This is a genomic window from Mesorhizobium sp. M7A.F.Ca.AU.002.02.1.1 (assembly GCF_003998535.1).
Lineage (GTDB): Bacteria > Pseudomonadota > Alphaproteobacteria > Rhizobiales > Rhizobiaceae > Mesorhizobium > Mesorhizobium ciceri.
In genome coordinates this window covers 1-15,535 of record NZ_RZPB01000058.1, presented here as the reverse complement: position 1 = coordinate 15,535, position 15,535 = coordinate 1, and the positions used below count along the sequence as shown (strand labels likewise).

At 55.7% G+C, this 15,535-nt stretch carries 9 protein-coding genes and 5 pseudogenes; 6 read left to right on the top strand and 8 right to left on the bottom strand.

All coding sequences use genetic code 11. The features are described 5' to 3' along the window. A pseudogene (locus tag EN879_RS06275) lies at positions 1-301 on the bottom strand (ABC transporter substrate-binding protein); the annotation flags it as partial. Between the two features lie 62 nt (positions 302-363). After that, on the bottom strand, positions 364-1,527 hold the full coding sequence (locus tag EN879_RS06270; protein WP_063169316.1) for a M20 aminoacylase family protein: 1,164 nt from the start codon (positions 1,525-1,527) through the stop codon (positions 364-366). Between the two features lie 443 nt (positions 1,528-1,970). On the opposite strand from EN879_RS06270, the gene EN879_RS38875 reads away from it, so the two are divergent. Further along, positions 1,971-2,141: a hypothetical protein gene (locus EN879_RS38875; protein WP_164548526.1), complete on the top strand. Its 171-nt coding sequence runs from the start codon at positions 1,971-1,973 to the stop codon at positions 2,139-2,141. A gap of 85 nt (positions 2,142-2,226) precedes the next feature. Continuing rightward, a pseudogene (locus EN879_RS06265) lies at positions 2,227-2,858 on the top strand (IS5 family transposase). A 2-nt stretch (positions 2,859-2,860) separates the two neighbouring features. On the opposite strand, the gene EN879_RS06260 reads toward EN879_RS06265, so the two are convergent. Continuing rightward, positions 2,861-4,036, bottom strand: a complete 1,176-nt coding sequence (locus EN879_RS06260) for a Xaa-Pro peptidase family protein (RefSeq protein WP_063169317.1) — start codon at positions 4,034-4,036, stop codon at positions 2,861-2,863. A 258-nt stretch (positions 4,037-4,294) separates the two neighbouring features. Here EN879_RS06260 and EN879_RS38870 point away from each other — a divergent pair, with 258 nt between their 5' ends. Next, entirely contained in the window at positions 4,295-4,450 is a 156-nt protein-coding gene (locus EN879_RS38870; RefSeq protein ID WP_164548527.1) for a hypothetical protein, read from the top strand. 155 nt (positions 4,451-4,605) lie between these two features. After that, positions 4,606-6,062 (top strand): annotated as a pseudogene (locus EN879_RS06250) (MFS transporter). A gap of 830 nt (positions 6,063-6,892) precedes the next feature. Here EN879_RS06250 and EN879_RS06245 read toward each other — a convergent pair. From EN879_RS06245 to EN879_RS06230, 4 genes are all read right to left on the bottom strand, one after another. Then, entirely contained in the window at positions 6,893-9,232 is a 2,340-nt protein-coding gene (locus EN879_RS06245; RefSeq protein WP_063170375.1) for a penicillin acylase family protein, read from the bottom strand. 352 nt (positions 9,233-9,584) lie between these two features. Further along, positions 9,585-10,328, bottom strand: a complete 744-nt coding sequence (locus EN879_RS06240) for an amino acid ABC transporter ATP-binding protein (RefSeq protein ID WP_135921822.1) — start codon at positions 10,326-10,328, stop codon at positions 9,585-9,587. 94 nt (positions 10,329-10,422) lie between these two features. Beyond that, positions 10,423-11,397, bottom strand: coding sequence for an amino acid ABC transporter permease (locus tag EN879_RS06235; RefSeq protein WP_063170377.1), 975 nt, complete (start codon positions 11,395-11,397; stop codon positions 10,423-10,425). Between the two features lie 60 nt (positions 11,398-11,457). Continuing rightward, a complete protein-coding gene (locus EN879_RS06230) occupies positions 11,458-12,300 on the bottom strand; it encodes a transporter substrate-binding domain-containing protein (RefSeq protein WP_063169318.1) in 843 nt (280 codons plus the stop codon). A gap of 458 nt (positions 12,301-12,758) precedes the next feature. Between EN879_RS06230 and EN879_RS06225 the strand changes: the two are divergent. Beyond that, positions 12,759-13,136 (top strand): annotated as a pseudogene (locus EN879_RS06225) (alanine dehydrogenase); the annotation flags it as partial. Positions 13,137-13,490: 354 nt separating this feature from the next. Next, positions 13,491-14,708, top strand: coding sequence for a serine hydrolase (locus tag EN879_RS06220; RefSeq protein ID WP_063169320.1), 1,218 nt, complete (start codon positions 13,491-13,493; stop codon positions 14,706-14,708). A 514-nt stretch (positions 14,709-15,222) separates the two neighbouring features. Here EN879_RS06220 and EN879_RS06215 read toward each other — a convergent pair. Continuing rightward, positions 15,223-15,525, bottom strand: a pseudogene (locus EN879_RS06215) (transposase); the annotation flags it as partial. Between the last annotated feature and the right edge of the window lie 10 nt (positions 15,526-15,535).

The window sequence follows — 15,535 nt, the reverse complement described above, 5'->3', positions numbered from 1 at the left end:
AGCCGGACCCTTGCGTAAGCGCCCCGACATCTACCGTGACATTGCCCGATTTTACCATCAACTCGACCTGTCCCATACCCATGTCGTCGGTGATTGGGTTGACCTTGATACCGGTCTCAGCTTCAAATGGCTTAGCGTAAGCCTCAATGTTAGCCTTTCCCCAATCGCCGCCGCCTAGCACTACGTTGATCTGGTTGGGTGTTTGGGCCGCAACGCGGCCCGCAATTGAAGACAGAGCGCCAGCCGCCATGGCGGTCGATGTCGCCTGCAGCAATCGTCGGCGATTTATTTCGTATTTCATGTCGTTACCCTCTTCTTGTGATCTCAGCCTTGATTAGCCAAGGTTGTTTTGCTTGGACAATGTCATGGTGCTAGAGCAGCCTCGGCCAAGTTGACCCAGTATCCAATGCCGTATGGCAGTGCTTCATCGTTAAAGTCGTAGGTTGGATTATGGAGAGCAGCAGTCGATCCATTTCCAAGCAGTATACATGCCCCCGGCCGCGCCTCTAGCATGTACGCGAAGTCCTCTGACCCCAAACTAGGTTTGACTTTGGGGTTCACCGATGAATGGCCGACCAGAGCACGCGCCACCTCTGTTGCCCGACGCGTTTGATCGGGATGATTGACAGTGAGGGGCTCCAGGCGGCGATGCTGAAACTCGACCTTCGCCCCGGAAGCGCGTGCAATATTTTCCGCGCACGCCTCAATCTGTTTTTCAGCGAAGTCGCGCAAAATCGGTGACAGTGTCCTGACTGTTCCGGCAATCTCCGCGCGTTCGGGAATGATGTTGTAAGCTTGTCCGGCGTTCAGCTTTGTGACGGAGATCACCAGGGACTCGGTGGGGTCCGTGTTGCGTGAGACTAGTGTCTGCAAGCCTAAAATGATCTGAGCTGCAACAACGACGGGGTCAATTGTCAGATGGGGAGCGGCCGCGTGACCCCCTCTGCCTTTGACCACAATATCGAACTCGTCGAGCGCGGCAAAAATCGAACCTTCGCAAATGCCGAACGCACCAACCTCCATGCCTGGCCAATTGTGCATGCCAAAGACCTGAGATATCCCGAAACGGTCCATGATCCCCTCCTGGACCATTCTTTGGCCGCCGCGGCCATCTTCCTCGGCAGGTTGGAAGATCAGGGCAACGGACCCTTTGAAGTTCCGGGTCGCGGCGAGGTATTTCGCGGCGCCAAGGAGCATTGCAGTATGCCCGTCGTGACCACACGCGTGCATCTGTCCGGACCTTTTCGACGTCCAAGGTTTGCCTGAAGCTTCGAGTATAGGCAGAGCGTCCATGTCGGCCCGCAACCCGATAGTGGGCCCATCTCCGAGTTGACCTTGGATCAACGCAACCACGCCGGTTTCAGCTATCCTGCACTCGATGTGGTTAATCCCGAAGGAAGCCAGCTTTTCCGCCACAAATGCCGCTGTGTCATTCACCCGATAGTCAAGCTCCGGATTCTCGTGCAGGTACCGGCGCCAAGTCATCGCTTCGATCTCGATCTCCTTGAACCTGTCAACGCCAACCATAGGCACGTTCCCGCATTTGAGTAATTTGGATCAGGCGCCGGTGCGTAATTAATGATCGATGCCACCGGTGTTTTCGTCAAATGCAGTTTGGATATCGTAACCATCTAGAACCGAGATAGCCCCGCGTTCAGGCCTCGGTGTTGGCGCCGGCGACTGCGACCCGATAACAAGCCGTTTGCCCTCAAATGGATAAGCTTCGGCCTTAGAGGACCAGCTGCGAAGTGCTGGCAATCATAAACTCTGGCTCTGCTGGCAACGGCCAATGGCAAAGGTCTGAGTAGGAAGAGCTGTCACCATCGCGACACTCCTCCCCCTCCCACGACCTACTTTCCAGGACTGCATGCGCTTTGCCACTCAATCCGCAAACCGCAGACCCTAGGCGGCGTGGACAAATTCGATGTTAGCAGGGTCGCTTTCCTGCGATCGGGTTGTTAGCATTGGGAATGACACTGGAAGAAGAGAGCGAACGAGCTACGTCGATGCTGATTGGCAAGGTTGTTCGCCGTGTCATGCGCCACCGCGATGGAGAGGTGGTGATCGAGTTTGAGGATGGCAGCCGATTTTTCGCGGATAGCGACAGCCCTCTCGAACTGTCCATCACCTTGGCGGAATAGTATATCCGCCTTACGGAATTTCGGACGTCGATGCGATTGACGTAGCCCAAGAGGATTGATTCAAGGCTGCTTTTTGGAGGCAGGTTTGAGCAGGGGCGATCTCACCGAAGCAGAATGGCGTGTTCTCAAGGGCTTGCTGCCCATCGACCCTGACAAACGCGGCCGAGGTAGACCTCCCAAGCAGAATCGTTCGATCATCAACGGCATTCTCTGGCGGCTCCGCTGCGGCGCTCCATGGCGGGATGTCCCGCCCAAATACGGCAGTTGGAACACCATCTATCGTCGGTTCCGACGCTGGAGCGAGGCCGGGGTCTGGGAGACCGTGGCGGTAATGCTCGCCGAGGTCATGGCGGACAGCGGCCACTACAGCATCGACAGCACCACAGTTCGCGCCCATGTCTCGGCAGCGGGCGGAAAAGGGGGACTCGTGCACCGGACGCCTTCCTTGCGGACAAGGGCTACGATGCCGATACCATTCGCGCCGATCTCGCCGAGCGGAAGATTAAACCCGTCATACCCGGCCGATCAAACCGCCGCGTGAAGATCGAGTATGACCGGGCGCTCTACAAGCAGCGGAACCGAATCGAGCGCATGTTCGGCCACCTCAAAATCAACCGGGCCATTGCCACCCGCTACGATCAATTGGCCAATAGCTTCCTCGGAATGGTCTACCTAGCCACCGCCAGATACTGGCTCAAATTTGTCCACGCCGCCTAGCATCACGCCCGATAAAGTGTTGGCGGGATTTCGCTCAGGAGTTCCGCGCCGCGCTCTGTCACGAGCACGTGTGCGCCGGCACCAAATAGGTAGCCACTTTCGCTGCACAAAATGTTTGGCATGTGCAGGGTCATGCCAGCTCGGAGTGGTTCATTTACATCGGGCTCCAGGCTTAGGTCGCCGCGCTCAGTCCAATTGATGCCAGTTTGGTATCCTGTTCGTTGGCGGAAGACGCCCTTGCGTCCAGATCGCTTCAACACCTCGCCCCCAGCAGCGTGAACGTCCGCCGGCGTAGCACCTGGTCGAATCGAGGAGACAAGGGCCGCAATGACCTCTTCAGCCAAGCCGTGCAAAGATTCGGTTTCGGGATGTTTGCCAAGGACTGCGCATCGAACCATTCCCACTGTATACCCGTGTTTCGAAGCCCCTATCTCCAGAAAGGCAGGTTCGTTGTTGCTGAGAGGATGATGGGTCGCTGGCGCATGGGGCAACTTCACTCGCTCTCCAAACAAAATGGTACCCGGCGCAAGCCCGATATCCCCAGCGGCGTTGCTGGGGTCGTTTGTTACCGCCGCAGCTAGGGCCGCTGCCATTTCGATCTCCGTAATGCCGGGACGAAGCGATTGCTGAAAGGTTCGAATTGCCACGTCAGTGAGTCGAACAGCATCGCGCATACACGCCAACTCAAGTTCTCCTTTCACTGCTGACACTGACGAGACCAGTCGGGTGACGTCAGTAATCTTCAGATCCGGGAGCTGGTCTTGGACTGCGCGCACGTCGGCGGGCGCGAGATTCCAGCAGCCAAGCTCGAAACCGACTCGCTTATTGTCCAGTCCGAGTCGACGCAATACATCGGCGCAGACCCTGCCAAAATCAGGCTGATGTGTATAGGTTTCAATTTCCTCGATGCAGCTATATGAACGTACTGCCTGCTCGTCATATTCTCGGACAACAAATATCGGGACCCGACCCGGCATCAGAATAAGAGGGAAAGGCGCGAAATATCCACCGCTCCCATCGTAGCCGCTGAGATACTTCAAGTGGCCGTGCGCCGTTACTACGATTGCGTCCAAGCCTGCCGTAGCAACCGCATCCAGCACATTGTTTTGCCGGCGCTCATACTCTGATATCGGAAACGGTACACCAGTCAGAGGAATTGCGGAGCGTGTCGTCGCCATATCTCACCTCAATCAGTGTGTCGTGGTTTGGTTGCGCAAAACGCGCGATCGCGTCCATGTTCGAAATTGAACAAAAGCTTCGCCGGCTCATGCGGGGTGACAATCCCCTTTCCTGGCGGCTAGCGTCAAATGCTGTTTTTATATCGGCTGCATCTCGCAGCGAGATGCGCATAGTGCCTTCATCGGCCGCTCAATGCAGGCAACGCTGGTCTCCGACAGCTTTGTTCTCGCCAGAGGATCGCCGACAAAGGCGCCGAGTTGCTCGGCAAGCTCGTCAGCCTCGGCCAGAAGAACCATGCTGACGACCTTGAGCTTGGCAGCGAGTCGGCGCGCCTTCGCATTCTTGCCGGCGAAGCCGCCGACGCCGGGGGAACTGTGCCGGCGCCACGCAACAGCATGTTTGCACTGATGTAAGGCCGCTGCGACACCAGCGACGGCTCTCCGCCGCCACCTCCGCATCTCGCTACCAGATGACACTAATACAAAGACTGCATTTGGCGCATCCGACGTGTAAGAGGATCGTGTCGCGCGAAGTGGTTAAGCTTGGCGGAACCGAATCGGTCGGAGCAATGAGCAAAGCGGCGGGCGCAGATGCGGATGTAGTTTCGCCGAAGACGTTTGCGCCGCTCAGGAATACGACATTTCGCTCAATCTGGTTTAGCCTCTCAAGTCTCTTCCCTTGGCTGGCTGATGCAGACCGTTGCTATCAGCTGGCTAATGGCAACGGTTCCGACCTCCGATCTGATGGTTGCGCTCGAGCAGGCTTCGTCTAACCTGCCCGCTTTCATTTTGTCCATTTTCGCTAGGGGTTCTCGCCGACAACTTCAGCCGTCGAAGAGTCATGTTCGCCGGCCGATGCCTAATGGTAATAGCATCCGCGATGCTACGGCTTCAGTGGTGCTGGGCTTTATCGCCCCGTGGATGATCTTCGGCTTCAGCTTCTTGATCGCAAGTGGTGCCGCGCTCAACGATACCGCCTGGCAGGCTTCTGTTGGCGATATTGTGGACCGACGCGAAGTTCCCGCTGCCGTCACCCTCCTCTCCATTGGCTTCAACACTGCACGGACCGTGGGACCGGCGCTCGCGGCATCATGATTGCGTCGTTCGGACTTATGACGGCTTTCGCTATGTTTACACTCACCTATATGATCCCTTTGGTCACCATATGGCGATGCAAATGGAAGGTTCGCTCCTCACTTCTCCCACGTGAGTCAATGAGGACGGCCATCTATGACAGGCTGCGCTTCACAGCGATGTCATCGGAAATCAAGACGGCGATCGCCCGCGGAACCTTCTTTGGCCTGTCGGGCATCGCCATACTCGCACTGCTGCCATTGGTTGTCCGCGATCAGCTGGGCGAAGGACCGCTCGCCTATGGCACCATCATCGCCGGCTTCGGCACAGGCGCCGTCATGGCTGGCGTCGCCAACAGCCTATTAAGACGGAGCTTGTCAGAAGAGCAACTAATGACGCTGGCATGCGTCGCCTGTGCGGCGTGCTCCCTTTTTCTGGCACTGCCTCTTCCATTGCGAGCGGCGTCCTGTTTCCCCTTCGCGAGGGTCGCGAGGCCGAGCCCGACCCTTTGGAGGAATTCGACGCGCCGGCAGTCGCCCTCAGTCTCAAGCCGAGAAGCGGCCCCATCGTGGTCAAAGTCGAGTACCTCATACTCGTGGAAAATCTAGAAGAATTCCTCGCCATGCGCGGGTGCCGGCATGTACAGAGTCGCGTTGGTGCTCGGCACTGGACTCTCCAGCGCAACCTTCAGGAGCCTGTGCTATGGACGGAGACATTCCGTACGCCGACCTGGACCGACTACCTTCGCCTGAATCATCGCCTTACCGAGGCCGACAAGGAACTGGACGAGAGAATCATCCTCCTCCACAAAGGAAAGCATTCTCCACGAATAACATTGTCAATCGAGCGCCCCACGAGTGCTCCACGCAAGCCTGAGTCATCAACGCCTTTTTTCCCCCGCCATTCAACGAAACGGCCAGCGTGCCACCGCAGGCTGAATGAAGATACATAAGAAGGCACGTCAACTGCTAACCACATCGGGCGGGCAACAAGCATCGCCGCCTTCGGGTATATGACAGACAGAATGTAGCGGACTTGAAAAATGAAAGGCGCTCACCCACCGCCAACATTTCTCGGCTGGTTCCCGGCATTCAAGGTCCTGCGGCTATACGCGAAGGCGGCAAGCCGCGTTGAAGTCGTCGATATTCAGTCGCATCGAAGGACAATGACGTGTTGCCCTGATGCCACTCTCTGCGAGGTTAGCTTGTTTCTCGGATGAGGAGACAGACAATGGTCTGCCCCCTGAAAGGTCCTCCCTGAGGTATGTGTCCATTCTTGAACTCGGCTCGACAATGATAGCGAACCCTGTTGACCGTCGCACTGTCAGTCTCGAATCAAGTGCTCTCCTACAGCAGATGCGATTATCGCCAATGCGTACTGGTAGCGCCCGAAGCGCGCGTTATCGGCAGCCGCCGAGGGCCGTGATGCGGCCGCGATCGAGCCTTGTAGTAACAGACGCGCTCTCCGGTGGTCGGGCCAGCACCTTACCCCTCTTCCCTATGGCCCCAAGGCAGAGCAATTGCCAATGCGGGACATCCCGCTTCTAAGTCTCCTGCAACATTATTGGAGGCCGCGACGGCCCTGCTCGTGACGATCAGGGGTGGTCGCCGCACACCAGCGGGATCATTGCCCCACAAGCGCATCCAGATTCCGGCCGGGCGTTCCGCTGTCAATATCAAAGTCGGCCGGCGGGCGCTAAAGTGTCGATCCTCACCTTGCCGCCAGGTGAGTTCGACCGATATGTTCCTGCTACAATGGTAAGCGGCCTATACTGTCGCATCCTCAACAGTCAGCGGGAGACAGGACGACCCTATGTTCGAGCTCCCTCCGTATGGACTCCTCTGAATATAACAAGGGCTTGTATTCGCCCCGTTGCCAATCGTGATTGAGGTCACGATAATGACTTGAGATCGGAACACCCGACTGACCTGGATTGTTAATAAAGAGACTGTCATCCCATGACCCAACGTCCATGATTATCCGCACTGACGGTCCTTCTGAAACAGAGAATTGGCCGCTTCGGTAACTCGAAAAATTGAGCGTTGAGCTACTTCCGCCGAGGGCTATGGCGCCCAACGACCATTGTTCAGACGTCAGTGCCTGCAGAGGGTGGCGCAAATCAAGCTTATGTATACTGCCCCATGCCCATGAGGCAGAATCGTCGCCAAATCGACATATGCATTCACTCCAGGCAGAAGTTAGGGATTCCATTATGGAATGCTTCAACTTTTCACTAGGCTCTGCCTGTTCGAGCCAAGAGGCTATGGCCGAAGGCTGTAAAGGCACGAGCAGTGCCAACACTTCATCGTCAGCGCTTTCTAAGCGAGCTACTGTCGGGCCAAGGTGTTTGCTAAGCCAAATCTCAAAGAACGCGGCGGCTGGCGAACTCGCATCCAAATGCCGGTCCCAGTTAGAAAATAAGTGCAACGCAGGCATGTTTGCAACCGAACCGAGAAGAGTGTCTAGTTTCGCAAGAATACGAACTGCTATCGGCGAATACACCGAACATTGCAGCGACATGCAGTCCCGCAACGAGATCTTCTCTGATCGTGAGAGAGTTGTATGAAGGGTATCATGTCTGCTGCTGTCAGACCACTCGTAGCCAAAAGCAGGATGCGATCTACTCCATTCCTCCGGAACATTCATTGCGTTGGCAGTGGCGACAAAACCTTTGGCGGGGTTCATCTCGAACGGCCCATCGTCCGGTGACAAATACCCTTCCCATTCGAACCGACCGTCTCCTGGAACCGGAAGCAGGCCGTCCCAATTTCTTCGGACCGGAGCCGCACCTGACGGTTTCCACGCAATTACATTCGACGTGTCCGCATAGATGTGATTAACTGAAGGACAACCCCAGTTTGCTAGACTGGAGGTGTATTCTGAAAATGTCTTAGAGCGCATTACGGCCAAGCTGGCCATGTAAGGTGCCATGCCGGGATCCATCCATACGGTTCTCAGTGCGAAGGCGCGGTCTTTTTCAGCATTTTGGTTTAAAATGGGTCCATGGCGTGTGAACTGAAGCTTTACCTCCTGGTCGGTGTGGGCGCGAACTGGAATTTTCTCGTGTATAGTCTTCACCTGCTCCCAGGCCCCTTTATATAAGTATTTATTTCCCTCACTCTTGGTTTCGTAAACATAAATATCTTCTTGGTCAGCGCCGAAAATAGTCAGACCAAAGGCGGCTGTCCCGTTGTGACCCATGGAGATTCCTGGGATCATAGGCTCTCCAGCGCCAATTACATCGAGCCCGGGCATACTCAGGTGTACAAGATACCTGATGGACGGAAGGACGTGCTTGCGATGCGGGTCTAGAGCAAGGATTGGTCGCTCCGTTGTGGTTTTTGTTGCGGATATGGCCCAGTTGTTTGAGCCCTCTTGGAACACCGTCTGCATGATCTCATCACTCGGTGTTACGCGGGTCCAACGGTCAGCTTCCTGAAGACTTGCTGCAAGTCTTTCCCTCGAGAATGAGACGGGACAGATTGCCAAGCGAAAATCCTGCAGTACTCGATCTGTCATAAAGGCGAGGTCAAGGCCCTCCGCTGGTCGTGGCGCTATCGGAGGTGACAATTCTTGTCTCAACCTGTCGAGGCGGGTACCTCGTTCCACACCTGCCAATGCCATCACCCTGCAGCGCAGAAGCTCCGAAATCGCATTTCGGGTTAGTGAGTGCGTTCGCACGCGAACGACGTCTTCGGGTTTCCAATAGTCGGGAGTGTGACCGAGGAGGCCAAACTCGGGTGGCAAGGCAATCAAACCGTCATGGCAACTGTCTACGTAGGAATTGATCCCCTCGGCAAACGCTGAGCATATCTCTTCGGAATCCGGGCCGTACGCCTGCCATTCTGCACTCATGGCTCCGCGAAATAAAAAGAGACGCGCCGCCCGATCCTGCTCCAAATATCCGGGGCCAAAGTCTCGTGACAGGAGACCGAGACCTCGTTTGCGCGCAATATCAATTTGCCAGAGGCGGTCTCGAGCTGCATTCCAACCCTGCGCGAAAAATAGGTCGTGCAAGTTCTGAGCCTTGATATGAGGAACCCCCCATTTATCAATGTCGATCGTGACCTCACTCTTAAGCTTGTCGGAGCTGTGGCGGTCGAAGGTTATGTTCTTTAACATGTGTTGATCCGTTTGGTTCACCCAAAGATGGTCGGGAATCTGCCAGAGGACGACGTCTGCAGATTGTGGTCGGTTGCGGGCAGAGGGTTGAGGCCGCACTCTTGCAACCTGATCATGTGTGGCGAGCCAATCCTCAGCGCGCCTGGACGCGAACTGGCACGGTGGGCTGCGCACAAGCTCAGCGGGATCCTACTCTCGCGCTTCCGGGAACGAGGCGCTTGCCGAGAACGCTCTGATGTATGTCAGCCAATACGTACGAATACAATATCCGCACATGTTGTCTCGCTGGCCTGAGGCAACGCATTCGATACACAGTAACTCGGTCGAACGGCCTCGTTGAAGGATGGCTCCCTCAATGCGACAAGATCTGGCTGAGAAACAATTTCGTTCTTTCGTGCTGCGGGTTTCTGAAGAAGTCGTGCGGTGTACCCTCTTCGACGATCTCACCTCGATCCATGAAGATTACTCGATCGGCCACGGCGCGCGCAAAGCCCATCTCGTGGGTGACGCATACCATGGTCATGCCGTCGCGTGCGAGTCCGGTCACAGTCTCGAGCACTTCAGCGACCATCTCTGGATCGAGCGAGGAGGTCGGCTCATCGAAGAGCATGACTGCAGGCTCCATACAGAGGGACCGGGCAATTGCGACGCGCTGCTGCTGTCCCCCGGAGAGCTGAGCCGGATATTTGTTCGCCTGTTCGGGAATGCGCACGCGCTCTAGGAATTTAAGCGCGATCTTTCTAGCCTCACCCTCTGGAACGCCCTTTATCCACATCGGCGCCGCCATACAGTTCATCAGCACGGTCATGTGCGGGAAAAGATTAAAGTGCTGAAAAACCATGCCGACGCTTTTGCGAACTTCAGCTACGTTGCGCATTTTGTTATGTAACCTAATCCCAGTGACGGTAATCTCGCCATCCTGGTGCGCTTCGAGCCGATTGACGCAACGGATCAGCGTCGACTTTCCCGAGCCTGAGGGCCCACAGATGACGATACGTTCGCCCTTGCGGACGGTTAGGTTGATGTCAGTTAGTGCTCTGAAGGCACCATACCATTTGGATACATTCTTAGCTTCGATGACTTCGTCGCTCAATATTGCATCTCTCTTGTTCATTGGCGCATCTGTAAGTGCCTTGAAAATGGCCGAACCAACTTAGACGTCTTTTTTAGCTTGACCAATGAATTCACGATCATCGCTTCTTACTTCTGGCAAAATGGTCCTCGATCCGGGATTGGACCAGTTCCAGGCAGGCGGATAAAATCCAATAAATCATTGCCGCTGTTACTAGCATCTCCATAGTATGGAAGGTTGGCTGGCCGAGTGAGTGAGCTAGATACGTCAGCTCCCAAACGCCAAGAACCGAAACGAGAGAGCTGTCTTTGAGCATTGAGATGAACGTGTTTCCCATCGGGGGAATGATAACCGGAAGCGCTTGCGGCAGAATGATTCTGCGCATTGTGAGCGCAAAGCCGAAACCTAATGACCGGGATGCCTCCCACTGGCCGCGATCGATGCTGGCTATGCCCGAACGGAAGATCTCCGTCATGTAGGCACCACTGCATAGCGAAAGCGCCAACACGCCTGCAGGCACGGCATTAATAACGTAACCTACCTGGGGCAAGCCCATGTAGATCAGATAAACCTGCATGAGAAGCGGCAGACCCCGGAAGCATGAAGTGTAGAAGCTGACTATCGCGTAAGCCATGCCGTTGCTTGACAGTTTCGCAATCGCGCCGATTATTGCGATAGCCGACGCAAATAGCAGTGACATCGCTGATACGTAAACTGTAGTAACTACCCCCTGCGTAATTAGAAATGGCAGGTTTGCCCAAATAAATGGCATGCTTAAGTCAAATGCCGCGAAGAGCGAAAGGAACAGTAGCACCAACTCAAACCATACGATCCCGATTTGGATTTTGAGCGGGACAAAACCAATCAGCACGAGGTTGAGGCAGAACATTGCGGCAATTACAAAAGCGATCGCAATGCGACTGTAAAACTTCACTTGTGCGTGATCGCCAATCACGGGCCGTAGGAGTTCGCCCATCGTGGTGCCCGCTACGTTGAAGATAAGAAAAACCGCGAGCACAATTGCAAATATGCAGCCGATAAACCATGGCTTGTGGACGAGCACCTCAGATTCAACTGTATCGTGGTAAAGCATAAGCATTTTCTTCCTAAGAAGAGGCGCCCCCGGGAAGGGGACGCCCACGATTGTGTCATGTTATTTATCGACGCTGAAATCCCCCCCGAACCACTTGACCGAGAGTTTAGCAAGAGTGCCGTCATCCTTCATCTTCTTGACCGCGGCAGCGACCTTGTCGATAAACTCCTTATCGCCACGCTCGATTGTGACAGCGCCCGGGGCGTAGAATAAGGGATCGCCAATAACCTTCAATGGATAGCCAGATTTGATTGCCGCAGCCGCCGTCGTTCCTTCAGTAATGACGCCATCGAGACGAACACCATCGCCGAGGCGCAGGTCGTCAAGCGTAAGAGAGTTAGCACTTGGATAAGCCTTCACTTGGCCCGCTGTAAATTGATATTGTATTGGCTTAGCGCCGATCCATGCCGGTGTGAGCTTGTGATTGGCATACAAATCGCCAAGAGTTCCCGCTCGGACGCCGACGATCTTGCCCTCCAGGTCGGAAGGCTTCGTCGCTTTGCTATCCTTGTGAACGACAGCGACTTCGCCTTCGTAGAAGTACATGGCCGGGAAGGCGAATTTTTTGGCGCGATCGTTGGTCGGCGTCATTTGACCCATGGCCATGTCCCAACGCCCCCCCCACTGGCCTGCCTGAATGATATCCCAGCCCGGGGTCACGAATTTGATCTTCACGCCCAAGTAGTCCGCAATGCCCTTCGCGACCTCTACATCATCACCGTCGAGTTCATGTTGGTCGTTCAAGTGAGACAAGGCTCCCCAGTCGGACCCGACCGCTACCGTCAATGTCTGTGCCGCGAGCACACGATCAAGGACTTCGCCGGCGCAAGCCTTGGCTGACAAAGACATCGACGCAACCGCCATGGAGACTGCAACTACGACCGTCGTTACATGATTGTTCATCTATAGTTCCCTTTTTTCTCGTTCTTATTTTCTTGAAAGCTACCTTCGTCGCCACCGAGAGGAGTGTCTTAGCGGTGCGCCATTGCTCCCTGCTGATTGGACCCATCCCGGTCCGTCATTTAACGAACGACACCTTATCGCTCTGCATTGTTGGCATTCAGCGAAATCGAGTTCGATGATGCAGGTTTCCTGCGAACTACCCTTGGCTTTCGCCGGATCGCTCTGGCGATTTCACAAAGCACGGATACCCTGGCCTCAGAGAGGTCGGCGAACTCGCCAACTCGCTGGACTCCGAAGGCTGCAGATTGCATCGCCACAAGACGTCTTGTTTGGAAGGATCTAAACTGGACTGGCGCGTTGAATTACACCTTGCAGGGCTGACTCTGGTCACGTGGGAACTGCGGTCCAAGCCCCTCTCTCTCCCTAATCTCGACCTCCCTAATCTCGACCTCCCTAATCTCGACGACCTCTTCGCCGGCCGTGTGCGCACCCGCTACTCAACCGTCGGGGCGCTCGAGGAAGAATGCTTCTCTGCCGACATCGTGGTCGGGGCCGTGCTGATCGCCGGTGCTGCCGCGCCAAAGCTCGTCACCCGCGAAATGATGTCCGGCATGAAGAAGGGCTCGGAGCTGGTCGACGTCGCTATTGACCAGGGCGGTTGCTTCGAGACGTCGCATGCGACGACTCAAGCCGAGCCCACCTACGAAGGCGACGGCGTTATCCACTATCGCGTCGCCAACATGCAGAGTCGCCCATGCCATTTCGCGATTTCTTGCCTTGCGAGTTCGCACGTATCCCTCTGGGTCAACATCGTTGATAGACCAGAGAATTTTTGACTCATCGTAGCTCGGACAGCGGAGACGCGTTACAATTGTCAACCCGTTCGGACCCGGTTTAATCGAGATGTACTCGGCATACTGCGCATGATGGCTCATGCCTCTTGTAGCTGGAAGCGTTCGGCAAGTTAGGTCCTACTTGCCACGCGAGAGCGGGGCCGCAAGTATGCGCCGGCCGCAATACAACGCTGATTTGCTGCGTTGTCGAGGACATTTCGCATAGAATGCGCGCCTGCCGCTGCTATGATCATAACATGTTGTGATTTAGTCCAGTCCGAACTCCCGAGGTTGGGTCGCAACTCTCGATAGCCAGCTGGCGCCGGGGGCGCCTAGGCATGAAATTGGATCCCATGTATGACAGAATTCAAACAACGGCAAACCGTCGGTAACGCGTCGGAGAGCGTACTCGAATTCGACGGACAGCAATACCTGGACGGCCGTGCATCGGATCCTCGCGAATTTGGCTGGATGCGCGGTGCGCCGCCGCCGCCAGACAAGCGTGTAACATTCGAGAATGAAACTGTTTGGACCTTTCCTCAGCTTCGCTGGTCGCTATCGCATATGCGTGAGCTGCGGCCCACAGTCCAAGTGTGGCGAGGGCGGGGCGGACCGTCGCAGCTTGAGTGCAGCAACAGGTCTACCGAAATCGATGGGCTCACGTTCGTCGACATGGACGACCGCACCAACCGGTTCGAGGAGGCGCTATTCGACACCTACACCGACGGCATTTTGGTCCTGCATCGGGGGCGGATCATATACGAACGATACTTCGGCGCACTCGCGCCGCACGTACAACATTCGTGTCAGTCAATCACCAAATCGTATGCGGGCACCCTAGCCGCGGCGTTGGTGCATGAGGGCATTCTCGACGACAGGAAGACAATATCGCAGTTTGTGCCGGAATTACGAGGTACAGGGTGGGAAGATGCAACGCTCCGCCAAGTCATGGACATGCAAACTAACGTTGCTTTTACTGAAGATTACACAAGTGTAGACAAGTCATATAGATGCGAATACCTGCGTACCATACGAAAGGAAGGGGCGCACGGCAAATTTGTCTACAAAGGCGTCGATACCAATGTTATGGCTTGGGTTATGTCGCGCGCAACGGGCCGGTCGTTCGCACAACTGTTGGAGGAGCGCTTATGGTTGCCACTGGGCTGCGAAGAAGACGCCTATGTCGAGATCGACCCGACAAACGGTATGCCGAGGGCGCATAGCGGACTCAATGTGACGTTGCGCGACTTGGCGCGTTTCGGCGAGCTGATGCGATGTGAAGGCTCGTGTAATGGCAAGCAACTGGTTCCCGCGAGTGTTGTCTACGACCTTCAAGATCTCGACCACCCCGCCAAGCCGGACCTCCCATTCGGCTATACATACCGAAGCCAATGGTGGGTATCACACGACGAGCTTGATGCTATTGAAGGTCGGGGCCTTTACGGCCAGAACCTGTACATAGCGCCAAAGGCGGAGATGGTGATTGCGCGCTTCGGGTCGCACCCCGCTTGCGACCACATTGATCGGATTAGAAGGCCGCAGATGCAGGCATTGGGGAGGATGCTCCGCGCGTAACTTGATGCACTAGACGGTCACCGCGCTTGTTTAGGAATTTCCTGCAAATTCGCGGTTGAAGAACTGGGGCGCCTACGCCGAATTCCTGCGTTCGGCTAGGGGGCAATTGGCGCAAAAGGCCTGTAGACGCTGCTACGCTTATGAAGTAAATACCAGAAGCCTCGCTTCCCATATGCATAATGCAGACCGATCTGGCTCGCTTTTGCTGAGGAAACAATGATCACCGAACATTGCATATTGATTGGGGCCGTCGCGACTTTGTATTGCGAGAATGGAACCGGTGGACCTATTGTATTCTTGCATGGTGCCGCTTTCGGGCTTATCCGTCAGCTTGACCTGAAACAAAACCCAACCCAAACATCAACGAGACCCAGGATCAGACCGAAAAATGGCCGCCTTCAAATCGGAATGCTGGCCGGAATGAAATCGGAATGACTGGCCGGCTTCAAATCGGAATCGGTGGCCGGCTTCATCGGAATACGCAGGCAATGGTATCGGCATCAGTGGCAGCGCTCTTGCGCTGCTTCTGGACGGTGAGATCGGCGGTTACCTGGGAAAGCCGGGCGACCAGCGCCTTGAGCCGCTGCTGGGCCGCGCTCGGCGGCAGCGTCGGCTGCAGCCGTTTGACCTCGCTATAGCGGGCGATGACGGCGGCGTCGATCCTGTCGGTCTTCTCCAGGAAGCCCATCGCCTCGGCGAATCAGCGTACGCTCCTCGCATTGGCCATGCCGCAGGCTACTCCCAACTCCCACGACAGCAGGAAGGGAAGCCGTTCGTAGCCGCCACTGGCCTCCATGACGACGAGCTCGACACCATTGACCTAACAC

What these genes read in the sequence shown, in the direction of transcription:
- EN879_RS06235 (WP_063170377.1), bottom strand. Translation starts at nt 11,397, where the DNA reads ATGCTTTACCACGATACAGTTGAATCTGAGGTGCTCGTCCACAAGCCA.
- EN879_RS06270 (WP_063169316.1), bottom strand. Translation starts at nt 1,527, where the DNA reads ATGGTTGGCGTTGACAGGTTCAAGGAGATCGAGATCGAAGCGATGACT.
- EN879_RS06245 (WP_063170375.1), bottom strand. Translation starts at nt 9,232, where the DNA reads ATGTTAAAGAACATAACCTTCGACCGCCACAGCTCCGACAAGCTTAAG.
- EN879_RS06220 (WP_063169320.1), top strand. Translation starts at nt 13,491, where the DNA reads ATGACAGAATTCAAACAACGGCAAACCGTCGGTAACGCGTCGGAGAGC.
- EN879_RS06260 (WP_063169317.1), bottom strand. Translation starts at nt 4,036, where the DNA reads ATGGCGACGACACGCTCCGCAATTCCTCTGACTGGTGTACCGTTTCCG.
- EN879_RS06230 (WP_063169318.1), bottom strand. Translation starts at nt 12,300, where the DNA reads ATGAACAATCATGTAACGACGGTCGTAGTTGCAGTCTCCATGGCGGTT.
- EN879_RS38875 (WP_164548526.1), top strand. Translation starts at nt 1,971, where the DNA reads ATGACACTGGAAGAAGAGAGCGAACGAGCTACGTCGATGCTGATTGGC.